The sequence below is a fragment of the Rubritalea spongiae genome (genome assembly GCF_042652385.1).
Classification (GTDB): Bacteria; Verrucomicrobiota; Verrucomicrobiia; order Verrucomicrobiales; family Akkermansiaceae; genus Rubritalea; species Rubritalea spongiae.
In genome coordinates, this window is record NZ_JBHSJM010000001.1 from 202,578 (window position 1) to 215,642 (window position 13,065).

Sequence of the window (13,065 nt, forward strand, 5' to 3'; positions counted from 1 at the left end):
GGCTTAATCCATTTTTCAGTTGTGCTGAATGTGTAAGCTGTGAATGATTTATGAATCCTTCCCGCAACCCCGAAGGTGTGAAGTTTTTATGAGTGATACAGAACAGAATGATGGAACAAACTCGTCAGACAGCCTTCAGGTTATTTTGGAGAGAGCAATGGAAGGCCACTTAAAAGGTGAAAAACTGGCAGATATAGATGCTCTTTTGGCTGATATCGAGAACCTTGAATATAAGATCCACATTAAGGGCGATCAATGGGATGGTTATGTTACCACCACTACTGCAAATTTTGTGCGTCTGGCTGAGAAGAAGCTGAAGGACGTCCTCATTGACTCAGGTGTTGATAAAGATTGGCTAGAAAAGAAACAGCTGGTAAAAATTCGAGTGAAAGACGGAAGCGCCGATTGGGCTGCTCCTGTAACCGAGTTAGTAAATGCATGTAAAGGTATGACATATGAACAGCTATTAGTGATTATAGGAGGGTATGTGGTGATTTGTGGCATAAACAAGGTCTCAGCTTATAAAGAAAAGATAGGGCTCGCGAAGGTTCAGGCAAATGAACGTCTCGAACTTGCGCAGATTGAGAAGAAAGGAAATGCTGATCTGGTGGAAGCTATTGGAACCGTTTTAGAGAATAACGAGAGACCTTTAGAAGCCCCTATGCGGGGTGTGCAACAAGCGATGGATAAAGGTGACACTATCGAACTTCCCGATGGGGAAGAGTACACCAAGCGCCAACTAGCTGGTCGCTTTGTCAAGCAGGATGTGAGTAAAATGGAAGATTACCACATTGATGCCCACTATGTGATTGAAGATTACAAAACTCCAGAAGGTCAACCCGACCAATGGAAAGTCGAGTTGAAGTATGGTCATGATGTGCGATTTACGGCTAAGCTTAAATTAGATATTAAGGACGATAAACTTTTAGGCGAGGCTTACGCACAAGCGAGAGCTGAAGGAAAAGCTGTGGTAGATATAGATCTGCAAGTGACTGCGGAGGTGAACTCACGAAGAATCCGGAATGCTGAAGTTGTTGGTGTTGGTAAGCCTAGAGATAATGCCCGTACTCCAGCTGAGGCGTTACTTCAGGCACAAAGAAAAGCGGATATAGAGCATACGGAGCTAGAGCAAGAAGAGGTAAATGAGTGAAGACATTTAAAAATTTAAATATCGAAGTGATGAAATAGAGAAGGGCAGCTTATGGCTGCCCTTTATTGTTTCTTATGGAGGACTGCTTATTAGAAGGTTCCTGCAGATCCGTTTGAACCAGTAGTTTGCGTAATGCGTTCCCAATCGGTATTGCAATCTTCTTCGCTTGGATAACGAAAAATCCTGTGTAGATTTTTGACCGCTCTTTCAGATGATGCTATAGAAGGCCAATAAACTACGATTTCTTTATCTTCTTTTTTTATACGACAGGCATTAGCGAGATTGATGAGCTCGCCTTGAAGGTTTATGTATTTCATAGGTGATTAATAATGAGTAAATAGGATGTTACGTCAACTCTGCTGATTTTGTGCATATGTGGGATTATCAGTTTCAGTAGAAACTACCGCAGGTTTTGTTATAGTGCGCTGGAAAGCTGCCGATTATCATTTGAGTGAATTGGCTATAGAGGGTTCACTCTCACAAACCAATAATGTTGGACACTTTGAATGAATTGCGCTGCGTTATACTCTACACGACCACGGTTCATTCTATTAGTGATGTTCGGCCAAGGGTCTCGGACGATGAGAGAGCGAACTTGATTACCCTGCGGGGTTTGCATGTATGTAGCGGCTGTGAGTACGACTGCATGACCACCACCTTGGTGCCTGTAAGCTAATAATATAGGCCGACCATGTGCTAATTCTTTTAATATGATATTGTGATTAGGTATCCCATGACCAAACACTGCACTGACAGCGTAACGCTTACCCATATTGTCTACATTCCAATTATTGAGGTTTGCGGTCATATTTTCGAAACTCCCACCCCAATTGGGTAGTTGACCGTTAGGGTGCACACCGTAAGTGCGCTGAACTATTTGTTCCTGATTGATGGCGACACCATAATAATTCAAAATCATTTGAATAGATGTAGCCCAACACCATTGGGTATTTCTTTGAGAGGAAGCAATCCATTGCATTTGATGGCTAGGAATTCCAACAGATTGAATAGGAGGAGACTTAGGGTAATGGTAGTACTGAGCTTGAGTGTTTCCTGTACTTAGTATCGCCATAAAAATGGCTAAATAGATATATTTCATGAGGGGTAAGGGGTTTTTTACTATTAGTATCATAGTGGATCTCACATTTTTAGTCTCCCCCCCTAAATAGGGGAGGAGGTGAACGACTTATAGTTTAAGAAAAAACTGCCGCATATTTTTGTGGGGTTGGTTATAGTGGTGGTATGAGCCGCCAATTGATGCTTTGGGAGACTGAGGTTGTACCGACTGGGAATGGTCGGGCGCAGGTGGTGGCTAAGAAGCCGTTGCTGGAGGGCGGTGTGGATGAGGCACGGCGGGTGTTAGGTGGGCTGGATGCAGTGACGCGAGATGATATTTATCGCTTGATTCGACGTGGTTATATCCGCGCGTGGAAGAAGATGCCAGGGGTGCAGCGTCGGGATGGCCGGGCGAGTAATTGTAAGCTTGTGGTGGATATTGAGAGTGTGCTGATGCACCGGCAGCGGATGCAAGAGGAGTGCATGGCTCCTGCAGAGCGGATGGAAAATTGTTCGCTGTTTTAGAGTACTAGAAGTGCTTAGTTGGACGTGTTCAGTTTTCAGAGCTTGTACGGTGAAAAGAGTTAATTAATCGACCATGTCTTGAAAGACGAAGTCGTTGAGGTCAATAATACGCGCAGTACCGTGATCTGAATAACATGAAACAAATTTGCTCATAATTATTTCATGATAATTTAGAAGAGAAAATGGAGAGTTGGGGGCAAACAAGGAAGTCACGAGAGAGCTATCCATGTGCTCAAGGTCTCCCCACTTATGCTTTCTCCCAGCGACCTCTGTCGTGACTGTATGTCTAGTGGTGTTGATCTCAGGTGTGATGAGTTGACGACTGTTAAAGTCAGTCAATAACCGCGGGTGTTCTTTGAACATTGATTTTAGGTCCTTTGTGACAAAGTCGACCATCTGAAGGCCTTCACACTGACTTGACGTAAGTGTGTTACTATAGCCAAGGTAGACTTTACGTTGATGCATAACCTTTTCTACCTGCATAGTGCGTTTTACGATTTCCCCAAACACTATATGATCTTCTTGTTCATTCCGAGGGTCGTAGCGAATTGAAAAAGTGTGACCACTATTACCACAAAAACCTAAGAGAATCCCAGCTACCGTCTGTGCGATTTGGCCGATCATGTAGCTCTCAGCAACAGCACTTTTTCTTTGAGCTAGAATGTCTAGGCGTGCGGCTTTGATATTTTCATCCGTATATAGTTCCTCTGAAATTTGCTGATCAGTAGCTTTACTGTCACGTAGAGTAAAGTTACAGAATCCCTTGGTTGACGTATAAAATCCTCCTACATATGCGTCATTGGTTATTGCCCAGTCTAGTAAGTTTTTAGCTGCTTCATTGCGCTGCTGAATGGTTAAATTCCGAAGTGCGGAGGATTTAAGCTCTTTTCGCCTCTGGTGCGCTGGTCGCTGAAGTAGGTTTTCGAGTTTCTCTTTGTATTCCTTGAATACTTTGGAAAACTCACGGAGCTTCGATTCTGGGAGTATAAAGATACCCATGCAAAAGTATCCGTCGTTTTTCTTTAGGTCAAAAAATGAGTCAAAAGACTCATCAAGGAATGCTATCATTTTCATAATTTGTGGGGGCGCAGTTGTTGTGCGACATTTGAATAACAGACTAATCTAGAGATTTTCACCATTACAAAGATGAGAAACTTCTCCCACATGATACGACGATTATAGATCGAGTTTTTCCTTTGCATTGGTTGCGAAGAATTCGCTTTTCTCGATGCCGATGAATTTTCGGTTGAGGTTTTTGCATGCTTGGCCGGTGGAGCCGGAGCCCATGAATGGGTCGACGACAGTGTGACCTTTGTCAGTGACCATGGTGATGAGGTCTTCTAGGAGGGCGACGGGTTTTTCGGTGGGGTGTTGTTTGTTTTTCGGGGTGACGCGTTTGTGTGGGAGGACGTTGTGCTTGGTGCGGTCGTAGAAGGTGGCTTTTCCTTTGATGAAGTGGAGGATGACTTCGTGGCGAGGGCGGAAGCCGTTTCCGAGGCCGCCATTGAGTTTATCCCAGATGATCATATTGCGGTACATCATGCCGCTGGATTCAAGGGCGGGGGCGAGGAGCGGTACCATCCGCCAGTCGCAGAAGACGAGGGCTGAGGTGTTTGGTTTGAGGATGCGTTCTGCCTGGATCATCATTTCGCGCAGCATCCAGATGAGACCTGCGGTGGTCATGTTGTCGTTCTGGAACCAGCCGAGGCGCTGGAGGGTGTCCGATGAACTGGTGATGCCTTGTGTCTTAGCGGCCATTTTTCCTGCTTCGGTAAAGCCGCCTGAGCAGTAGGGCGGGTCGGTGATGAGGGCGTCTACGGATTCGCTAGGGATGTTTTGGAGGGCAGTGAGGCAGTCGTTGATGTGAATTTTAAAGTCCATGGGGAGTAGCTAAAGAGGCAGAAAGCCTCTTCGACGAGTAGGTTTGTAGGGTGGGTGTGGTAGGTGTGGCAGGTGTGGAGAAGCCCTAGCGGGTAGTGTGCTTAACTGACGTCATCTCCGAGAGCTGAAGTCAGAGAAGCCAGTGTTCAGTTGGCAGTTTTCAGATGAATCAGCGCCTGCGGCGGAAATTCAGAATACGAGAATAAAAAAATTACGATCATGAATACGAAGAAGTTTTGGCAAAGTAAGACCCTCTGGGTGCAGGCGATTTCAGTGATTTCCCTATTGTTTCCAGTGGTGCAGGAGTGGCTGGCTGAGAATCCGGTGGAGGTGGTGACAGTGTTTGCAGCGATCAATACGCTGGTGCGGTTTGTGACGAGTGGGAAGATTGAGACTTTTGTAGGTGATAGGAGTGATAAGGTTCCGATGTTGCTCATCGGTATGTGTATGGCGGTAGCCTTCGGGGGTTTGCTGCCGTCATGCGCTTCACGCCTACCAGATGGGTCTCGTGTGGAGGTGAGTATTCCGATTCCTGGAGTGGAGGGAGTGGGTGCGGATCTGGAGTGTGATGATGATGGGTGTTCCTTCTCGGTGGAGGCAGCAGGCAAGTAGCCTGGGAGTTTAAGGGGTGGAGCTGAGACGCGATTTCGAAACCAGTGCGGAAGCCCCGCGATTTTAACGGCGAAGGAGTTTTTATGAATTTAAGGAATCGGATACAACGGATACAGGATGCTGTGGGGGTGGTGCCTGATGGCATAGTGGGACCGAGGACTGTGGCGGCGTTAGAGCTCGCTGTCTTACCCGCCAAGATAGGGGATAGTGAGGTGCCGAGGGATGGAGTCGATAAGCGGACAGCGAAGAATATTGCGACGTTGGTGAGTCGTGCTCGTGAACCGTTTGAGAGGTTTGCCAGGTTAGCGAAGGCTACGGCGGCGACGATGGGGTGTGACTATATAGCTATCTGTGGGACGCGGTCCTGGCATGCGCAGGATGAGCTTTATGCGCAGGGACGGACGAAGCCAGGTGCGCGGGTGACGAATGCGCGGGCTGGGTATTCCTGGCATAATTTTGGTGTTGCGCTGGATTTCGGGGTGTTCCGGGATGGGGCGTATTTAGATAGTGATGCTCCAGAGCTTGCACGGCGGGTGCATATCGCCTGCGCGAAGCATGCAGAGGTGTGTGGGCTGGAGTGGGGTGGTGACTGGAAGTCGTTCCAGGATATTCCGCATTATCAACTGAAGGTGTCAGAGTCGCTGGCTACGGCGCGGGTGCTTTACCAGGAGGGTAAGTGGTCATGAGTGGTGGAGCGGAGGTATTTGAGGAGAACTTCGACTACACGGGGGAGAGCTTGTTTTTGAATGCGTGTCTGGCTGAGGATGTTTGTCGGTATGTACGGGATCTGAGTGAGGATGCGTTGGCAGAGCTGGGACGGTTTATCCAGGGGCATGCTGAGCAGAAGAGTGAGGGGATAGCTGGGCTGGTCTACAGCTGCGCGCTTGTTGAGCTGGGTGAGCGTGCGCTGGAGCTGGTGGATGCGCCGGTGGTGGACGAGCGAGAGGCGTTAGAGCGAGCGGAAGGATTTGATGAGGCGATGGGTGGTTCTTTGATCGATGGAAATGGAGGTGGAGCGTGATTTTGCAAAATGCTTCATATTTGGCGAATTTCGCGTTTGCGGGAATTTCTGCTTCGATTGGTGGTGAATCTTACTCAAGCGATTTTGCAAGCGGAATGCAGGCGGGGTTTGGGCAATTTATAGTTGGTCTCCAGTATTCAGTGGGGAGTTTTCAGTTTTCAGAGGTTTTGGCATCGGATTATGGCGATGTGAGTGGGGTGCAATTTGCGGCGTTTGTGAGCTGCCTGGTGGCGGTGATGGGTGCGCTGTTGTTAGGCACGAAGCTGAAGAAGGAATGGTTTCCGGCGAAGGATGAGGGGAAGGCGGTGAAGCTGTCCCCGCTGCCGCTGCCGGTGGAGATTACGCGGCAGATGGCGACGAAGGAGGAGCTACGGGAGGCTGAGGCGGATATTGAGAAGCGGTTTGATCGCTTAGAGGAGACTCAGGAGCAGCAGCGTGTGGCTGCGCGGATGGCGATCAGAAATGTGCACAAGCGGATCGATAAGGTGGTGGAGAATACGAGTGAGATTAAGGGCGAGCTGAAGCAGGTGAATGAGAATCTAGGTCGATTGGTCGAACGCAGTATGAAGTGAGATTTTATGAACGCAGAGAGAACAATTCTGAGAGTGTTAGATGAGGCGAAGCCACGGCTGCTGAATGTGGGTACGCTGTGGAGTGACGTGCATCTGGAGGATGACCGAGTGAGTTATTCGGTGTTCCGGAAGTCTCTGCAGAAGCTGGAGGAGAAGGAACAGGTGGTGGTAGTGCCAGGGGAAGATCGCGATAAGGCGAAGATTACTCAGGCGGGTGAGGCGCGTCTGGCGGAGTAGTAGGACTGGGGGAAAAGTTTAAAGGATAAAGATGAATGAGCAGGAAACCACGCAGCGATTCAAAGCTGGACAATTTACCGGAGAGCCGAGTGTTAGAACTCAGAGATGGCTTGTTAGGCGGTTGGCGTTACGAGGATGCACTGAGCTGGTTAGAGACCGAGTGCGATGTGTCATCGTCTATGGCTGCCTTATCTGGTTTTTTCAAACGTCACTGCAAGCCGGTGCTGAAGCAGCGGAGGCAACTGGCGGCGCTGAAGGCAGAGGTGTTAGTAGAGGAGGCTGGGAAGACGGACTGGGATGCTGCGATTTTGGAGGATGTGAAGCAGATGGTGTTCGAGTTCATGCAGGACCCGAATGCGGATTTCGAGAAGACAGAGAAGTTACTGAGGTTAGTGCTGAAGAGTCGCGACCAGGATATGACGGAGCGGCGGGTGAAGTTACTAGAGGCAGCAGCACGGAAGGCCGAGGAGGCGGAGGCTGTGACTGGGGATGGGAAGCTGAGCGCGGAGGAGAAGGATGCGCGGATGCGCGAGATTTTTGGGCTGGGGTAGAGAGTGGAACTATGAAGACGCCGTTAGAATTACTTTTGCCATACCAAGGGAGCTGGGTTGCGGACAATGCGCGCTTCAAGGCTGGGATCTGGTCGCGTCAGGTCGGTAAGGACTTTTCCTCTAATGCGGAGATTGTGGTCGACTGCATGTCTAATCCTAAGACGACATGGATGATAGCTGCGCCATCTGAGCGTCAGGCGGTGGAGTCACTGGGCAAGTCTCGTGAGTGGTCAGAGGCGTTTCAGTTTGCGATCGAGAATGAGGTGGAGGAGCGCGCGTTCGAGGGGGCGCTATTAAAGAGCGCTGAGATTCACTATCCGAACGGCAGCCGGATTATTGCGGTGCCAGGTAAGCCGGATACGGTGCGCGGGTTCTCTGCGAATATTCTGCTGACTGAGTTTGCGTTCTTCGAGGATCCAGATGCGACATGGAAGGCTATCTTGCCGTCGATCACGAATCCGCTGCGCGGTGGTGAAAAGAAGGCTCGCTTGATTTCTACGCCGAACGGCAAGGGAGGTAGAGGGAAGCGTTTTTACGAGATTGTTAGAGATAACCTTTTAGAGCCGAAGCAAGGTCGCAAGACCAAGTGGAGCGTGCACAAGGTAACGATCGAAGACGCGGTGCGCTATGGTCTACCAGTCGACATTGACGAGCTGCGTGACGGCATCGATGACCCGATCGCATGGGCTCAGGAGTTTGAGTGTGAGTTTATCGATAGCTCTAACGTCCTCCTACCTTATGACCTGATAGAAACGGCTGAGAGTTTCGAGGCGACTGAGAGCCGCGACTCTAGCTGGTGGGATATGGCTGGCAGAGCTGGCGGTGAGATTTTCCTCGGCATTGACTTTGGCCGCATCAGTGATCCGACTGTATGCTGGACGCTGGAAAAAGTTGGTGACGTGTTATGGACACGCGAGGTGCTGGTCTTGAAGGGGATGTCGACTGTGGATCAGTTCGCGCTGCTCACATCGCGCTTCAAGGCGTGCCGCAAGGCGGTGTTAGATTACACTGGTGGTGGTATTGGTCTCGGTGATTTGGCGGTGGATAGTTTCGGTGAATGGAAACCACAAGACCACAAGCTGAACGGCAAGGTGGAGCTGGCGAATTTTACGGCGAACCTCAAGGCAGAGATTTTCCCACGCCTGCGCAGAGCCTTTGAGGCTCCCTGCTCGGTGCGGATTCCGGTGAGCGTGCCGATCCGTGAAGATTTGCATGCGATGGAGCAGGTGGTGCGTGGTGGGAGCTATAGCTATGTGGCTCCGAGAACGGCTGAAGGTCACTCGGATCGATGCACGGCGCTAGCGCTGGCCGTGAGAGCGGCGGACTGTCCGAGTGCGATCGTGATGCCGAGAGCTGCTGGAGCGCGTAGACGCATGGGTAGAAACTCTAACAGGGGGCTCGTCGGATAGTATGTTTGGTTTTGAGATTCGTCGAAAGAGCGGAGGCGCGAAGCAGGGTTTTATGAATCGGGCAGTGCGTGCGGTGCACTCGCTGAGCTATAAGGCGCACATTGCGAGGGCGAATGCGTGGAGGAGCCAGTATAATCCGCTGAGGGGGCTAACGATTGCGCGGGCGGTGTCTCATTTGGAGGCAGGTGAGCGCGGTGCGTATGCGGAGCTGCAGTGGCTGTATAGGTACATCGAGAAGCGTGATGCTGTGCTGGGGTCTTTGGTAGACCGCAGATTGGCGGCGATTGAGAAGCTGGGCTGGGATATTAAGGTGCGTGAGGAGCTGGATGACAGTCAGCAGCAGAGGGCGGAGGAGCAGCGGAAGGCGCTGAAGGCAGCGTATGGGAGGATTGAGAATTTTTCTGATGCGCTGGGTGATTTAGCGCATGCGAGTTTCCGTGGGTACGCTCATTTGCAGAAGATCGCGAAGGACGGGAAGATAGTGGGGCTGGATCATGTGGAGCAGTGGCACTGGGTGCGCGAGGGTCTGTATGGGGAGTGGAAGTTTAATGAGGATGCGACGTTTGGTACAACGCAGGGTGAAGCTATCGATGAGAGTGAGTTTATCATCCGCGAGGTAGAGCGACCGATCAATGAGGTGGCGGTGATTAGTTTTATACGGAAGAGTTTATCGCAGAAGGACTGGGATGCCTTTGTGGAGGTGTATGGGGTGCCGGCGATCTTTATCACTCTACCGACTGGAATTAACCCAGATGATTTGGAGGAGTATCAAGAGGTGGCGGAAGCGATCATAGGGAATATGCGCGGGACGCTGCCTGGTGGGAGTGAGATCAAGACGGTGGACAATGGCGCACGCGGGGTGAATCCGTTCCGCGATCACCTAAAGTACCAGGATGAGATGTTAGTCTTACGTGGCACTGGTGGGAAGCTGACGATGCTGAATGAGGCGACGGGTATTGGCGGGAGCCAGGGCGATGTGCATCAGGATGTTTTTGACGAGATCGCGAAGGCTGAGGGGATAAAGATAGCGCAGTTAGTGCGTGCGTCTCTGGATGCTGAACTACTGCTGCAGGAAGGATACGGAGATGAGGAGAGTCTGGTGTATTTTGATCTGGGAGTGGATGAGGCGACAGATGCAGGTGAGTTCATCGATGGTGTGGTGAAGCTACAGAGCGCTGGCAAGGTGGTGGATGATGCACAGATCGAGGAGGAGACTGGGTATAAGCTTGCGATGGCGACGGCGACGCCAGGAGAAAGGGAAAAGGATAAAGGTGAAAGTGACGAATTGCAGCCTTCGGCTGGGATTAAGAATAGGCGTGTGGGTGATAGGTTAGGTGAGGCTGCGATGGCTGCGATGCATGCGGCGATGGCGGCGGATAATGAGGATCTTTACGAGCGTCTAGCAGGGGCGCTGCAAAGCGAGAGCGCGGAACAAATGGTCGCCGCTCTGAAGGAATTTTCTGCCGAGCTCCCCGAGTGGGTATCGGCAACGGCGCAGCAGGAGGCTGTGTGGGAGCAGGTGCTGAGTGATGCATACGAAGAAGGAGCAAAAGAATGAGAGCATTGATTTTAAATAGAGGCGGCGGTGAGCTGCCGGAGGATAACTGGTATCAGATAGAGGTGACGGGTGAGCATCCGGCTGGAGCTGGGCGCGTGCAGGTAATCGATGCTGAGGCGGTGGGGACGATAGTGGCGCAGTTTAACCGCCGTGCTGAAGGTGGCTGGGCTGGGATGCTGATAGATGCCGATCACTTGAGTCATGACCTGGATCAGAAGACTGAGGCGTATGGCTGGCTGCAGGAGCTGCGGGAGAGGAATGGACAGATCGAGGGACGCATAGAGTGGACGGATATCGGCGAGGCGGCGATCCGTAACAAGCGGTATAAATTTTTTAGCACGGAGTACGATGCGCAGGATCTGGAAGTGATCGAAAAAGGTAAGGTGCGGCCAGTGTGTCTGAGCGGTCTGGCTCTGACGAATAGGCCTAACAACAAGGGTGGGCGACCTATTTCTAATCGGGACGCTGAAGGTGACGAATTTGACGATAAATCAACTAACAATGATATGAAAACACTAGCTGAAAAACTGGGACTAGCTCCCGAAGCGACAGAGGATGAGATCCTCGCAAAAGTAGGGAAACTCCAGGCGCGAGTTTCTGAGTTGGAAAACAAAGAGGCAGATGCAGAGGCTGAGGAGATTCTCAATCGCCATGCGAAGAAGTTTCCTGCGGGTCAACGTGAGAACTGGAAGAAGCAACTACTGGCGAACCGTGAGGGGACTGAGGAGCTTCTGGCGGGATTGGCCGAGCCTGAGAAGAAGCCAGACACGACGCCTATCAAGAACCGAGTCACATCACCGGAGCCGGTGAGTGATGGTGGTGGGAAGAGTGATGGTGTCGCTGAAAAAGAAGCGCGCCAGATCCGCAACCGTGCACAGGAGCTGAAGAATCAGAATCCGAATCGAGACTACGGAGAATGCTGGGACCAGGCAGAAGGTGAAATTTCAAAATCCTAACATTCAGGAGATAACGCAGACAAAGACATTTTAACCAAATAGTACTATGGGAAATACACAACATGATACACGCAGGGGTAAGCTGCCGTTCGTAGCGAACGAAGATCTTACTGGTAAAGCGGGCTTCCTTGCGAAGGTAGTCAGTAATGCTGGGGTGCCGGAATCATCTCTTCCGACCGCCAATGACGACTCGACTCTCTACCTAGTGGAAGAGGAAGCGATTCAGGGCGCGATTGCTGGTCTCAAGCCGCTTTCCCCTGAAGAGAATGCAATGGTCTGGGCGAAAGGCTCAGGCAGCGCCGGCGATGTGCTAGTCTTGGCTGATGTTGGCACTGCCGCCGATAGGGGCAAGGTTCGTACTCTTCCCGCAGGTGCAGGCGACTACTTCAGTCCTGGTATCGCAGAGGAAGACTTCGAAGACGGACAGCTGGTTCGCTTCCGTCCGTTCCCGCGTCCAGTCACCGTTTCGTAATCATCGCTGAATTTTAATAACAAACGAAAGGAACCAAATATATGTCAAAAGACTTAGTTCAATTGTCGGGCGAACCTAAGATTCGCGAGTATGCACAAGGCCGCGCGCGTGATGCCGTAGGCGAGATCGCGGAGTTTATCGCTCCTACGGTAGAGACAGCGACTCATACTGGAAAGTTTTCCAAGTATGATGACTCTAACCGCTTCAAGATTCCGGAGACTCTGCGTGAGCTGGGAGGCGAGGCGACTCAGCTTCAGTTCCGTAAGACGGATGAGAAGTTTGACGCGAAGCCGCATGCGCTCGACTGCCCGCTAGACAACATCGAGATCGATGAGGCTGATGGTGAGGACTTACTTAAAGAGAACGCGGATGAGTCCGCAGCTCTGGCTGGTATGTCGCACGAGTTGCGCGTGATCGAGACGGCTCTGGCAAACGCGCCAGTGGATGCGACGAAGGGTACCTGGTCTGATCCTGCTGTGAATCCAGTGAAGGAGCTTAATCAGCTGATTTCGCAGGTGTATTTAGCTGCGGGTGGGCATCCTAGCATTGAGGTAGGTATCGTGATCGATCCTACATCGCTCATCGCGTTCTTCTCTAATCCGAACACAAAGGGCTATTTCCCTGGCGCTGAGTCGATCGCACCGAACTTGGACAACATGCGTCAGCTTCTCATTGGCAAGACCGCGGCCAAGACATCATGGCTCGCAGTGGATACTGCAGCACGTGGTAAGTCTGAGAGCATGGCGTTCGCAATGGTTAATAAAGTGCTCATTTTTGCTCGTTCGACTAAGCCGACTCGCCGTGATCCGAGCTTCATGAAGACGTTCCGTCCACGTGGTCGCTGGATGGTGCCAGGTGTTTACGAAAAGGTAGATGGCCGTGGCAAGGTGACGAAGATGGATTGGTCAGAAGATGTGCAGGTTTCCAACCTCGCCGCAGCGAAGCAGATCGCTATCGACTAACAAATCATGACGGCGCGCTAACAGGCACTACAACGCCTGCCGTCATCTATAGTAAGGCCATTTTGTTCGGCCTCTGCTCCTTGCTCTGCGGGGGGCAGCACTG

17 protein-coding genes are annotated in these 13,065 nt (G+C 51.1%); 13 read left to right on the plus strand and 4 right to left on the minus strand.

The features are described from left to right. The first annotated feature begins 43 nt into the window (after window positions 1–43). Entirely contained in the window at window positions 44–1,150 is a 1,107-nt protein-coding gene (locus tag ACFPK9_RS01145) for a hypothetical protein (RefSeq protein WP_377092671.1), read from the plus strand. A gap of 89 nt (window positions 1,151–1,239) precedes the next feature. Here the strand turns inward: ACFPK9_RS01145 and ACFPK9_RS01150 are convergent, their stop codons facing one another. Together ACFPK9_RS01150 and ACFPK9_RS01155 are read right to left on the minus strand one after the other, a co-directional pair. Beyond that, a complete protein-coding gene (locus ACFPK9_RS01150; protein ID WP_377092672.1) occupies window positions 1,240–1,467 on the minus strand; it encodes a hypothetical protein in 228 nt (75 codons plus the stop codon). 143 nt (window positions 1,468–1,610) lie between these two features. Next, window positions 1,611–2,249, minus strand: coding sequence for a C39 family peptidase (locus tag ACFPK9_RS01155; protein ID WP_377092673.1), 639 nt, complete (start codon window positions 2,247–2,249; stop codon window positions 1,611–1,613). Window positions 2,250–2,392: 143 nt separating this feature from the next. Between ACFPK9_RS01155 and ACFPK9_RS01160 the strand changes: the two genes are divergently transcribed. After that, the gene (locus ACFPK9_RS01160; RefSeq protein ID WP_377092674.1) at window positions 2,393–2,731 is read left to right on the plus strand and encodes a hypothetical protein; all 339 of its coding nucleotides are present in this window, start codon (window positions 2,393–2,395) and stop codon (window positions 2,729–2,731) included. 63 nt (window positions 2,732–2,794) lie between these two features. Here ACFPK9_RS01160 and ACFPK9_RS01165 read toward each other — a convergent pair whose 3' ends face one another. After that, window positions 2,795–3,805 carry a DUF3800 domain-containing protein gene (locus ACFPK9_RS01165; RefSeq protein WP_377092675.1) on the minus strand — a complete coding sequence of 337 codons (1,011 nt, stop codon included), beginning with the start codon at window positions 3,803–3,805 and terminating at the stop codon, window positions 2,795–2,797. A 102-nt stretch (window positions 3,806–3,907) separates the two neighbouring features. After that, entirely contained in the window at window positions 3,908–4,612 is a 705-nt protein-coding gene (locus ACFPK9_RS01170) for a DNA-methyltransferase (protein WP_377092676.1), read from the minus strand. 219 nt (window positions 4,613–4,831) lie between these two features. On the opposite strand from ACFPK9_RS01170, the gene ACFPK9_RS01175 reads away from it, so the two are divergent. The 11 genes from ACFPK9_RS01175 to ACFPK9_RS01225 all read left to right on the plus strand — a co-directional run bounded on the left by ACFPK9_RS01175 (window position 4,832) and on the right by ACFPK9_RS01225 (window position 12,962). Next, window positions 4,832–5,224, plus strand: coding sequence for a hypothetical protein (locus ACFPK9_RS01175; protein ID WP_377092677.1), 393 nt, complete (start codon window positions 4,832–4,834; stop codon window positions 5,222–5,224). Window positions 5,225–5,307: 83 nt separating this feature from the next. Beyond that, window positions 5,308–5,910: a M15 family metallopeptidase gene (locus ACFPK9_RS01180; protein WP_377092678.1), complete on the plus strand. Its 603-nt coding sequence runs from the start codon at window positions 5,308–5,310 to the stop codon at window positions 5,908–5,910. After that, entirely contained in the window at window positions 5,907–6,245 is a 339-nt protein-coding gene (locus ACFPK9_RS01185; RefSeq protein ID WP_377092679.1) for a hypothetical protein, read from the plus strand. The genes ACFPK9_RS01180 and ACFPK9_RS01185 overlap by 4 nt, the downstream gene beginning before the upstream one ends. A 2-nt stretch (window positions 6,246–6,247) precedes the next feature. After that, window positions 6,248–6,817, plus strand: coding sequence for a hypothetical protein (locus ACFPK9_RS01190; RefSeq protein ID WP_377092680.1), 570 nt, complete (start codon window positions 6,248–6,250; stop codon window positions 6,815–6,817). A gap of 6 nt (window positions 6,818–6,823) precedes the next feature. Then, window positions 6,824–7,054: a hypothetical protein gene (locus tag ACFPK9_RS01195; protein ID WP_377092681.1), complete on the plus strand. Its 231-nt coding sequence runs from the start codon at window positions 6,824–6,826 to the stop codon at window positions 7,052–7,054. Between the two features lie 35 nt (window positions 7,055–7,089). Next, complete coding sequence (locus ACFPK9_RS01200) at window positions 7,090–7,605, plus strand: hypothetical protein (RefSeq protein WP_377092682.1); 516 nt, start codon at window positions 7,090–7,092, stop codon at window positions 7,603–7,605. Between the two features lie 11 nt (window positions 7,606–7,616). Next, window positions 7,617–9,014 (plus strand): terminase large subunit domain-containing protein, encoded by a 1,398-nt coding sequence (locus ACFPK9_RS01205; protein WP_377092683.1) that lies wholly within the window; start codon window positions 7,617–7,619, stop codon window positions 9,012–9,014. A gap of 52 nt (window positions 9,015–9,066) precedes the next feature. Beyond that, complete coding sequence (locus tag ACFPK9_RS01210) at window positions 9,067–10,572, plus strand: phage portal protein family protein (protein WP_377092684.1); 1,506 nt, start codon at window positions 9,067–9,069, stop codon at window positions 10,570–10,572. Further along, window positions 10,569–11,528 (plus strand): phage protease, encoded by a 960-nt coding sequence (locus ACFPK9_RS01215; RefSeq protein ID WP_377092685.1) that lies wholly within the window; start codon window positions 10,569–10,571, stop codon window positions 11,526–11,528. The genes ACFPK9_RS01210 and ACFPK9_RS01215 overlap by 4 nt, the downstream gene beginning before the upstream one ends. Before the next feature lie 46 nt (window positions 11,529–11,574). Next, window positions 11,575–12,000 carry a hypothetical protein gene (locus ACFPK9_RS01220; RefSeq protein ID WP_377092686.1) on the plus strand — a complete coding sequence of 142 codons (426 nt, stop codon included), beginning with the start codon at window positions 11,575–11,577 and terminating at the stop codon, window positions 11,998–12,000. A 41-nt stretch (window positions 12,001–12,041) separates the two neighbouring features. Then, a complete protein-coding gene (locus ACFPK9_RS01225; RefSeq protein ID WP_377092687.1) occupies window positions 12,042–12,962 on the plus strand; it encodes a hypothetical protein in 921 nt (306 codons plus the stop codon). The last annotated feature ends 103 nt before the right edge of the window (window positions 12,963–13,065 follow it).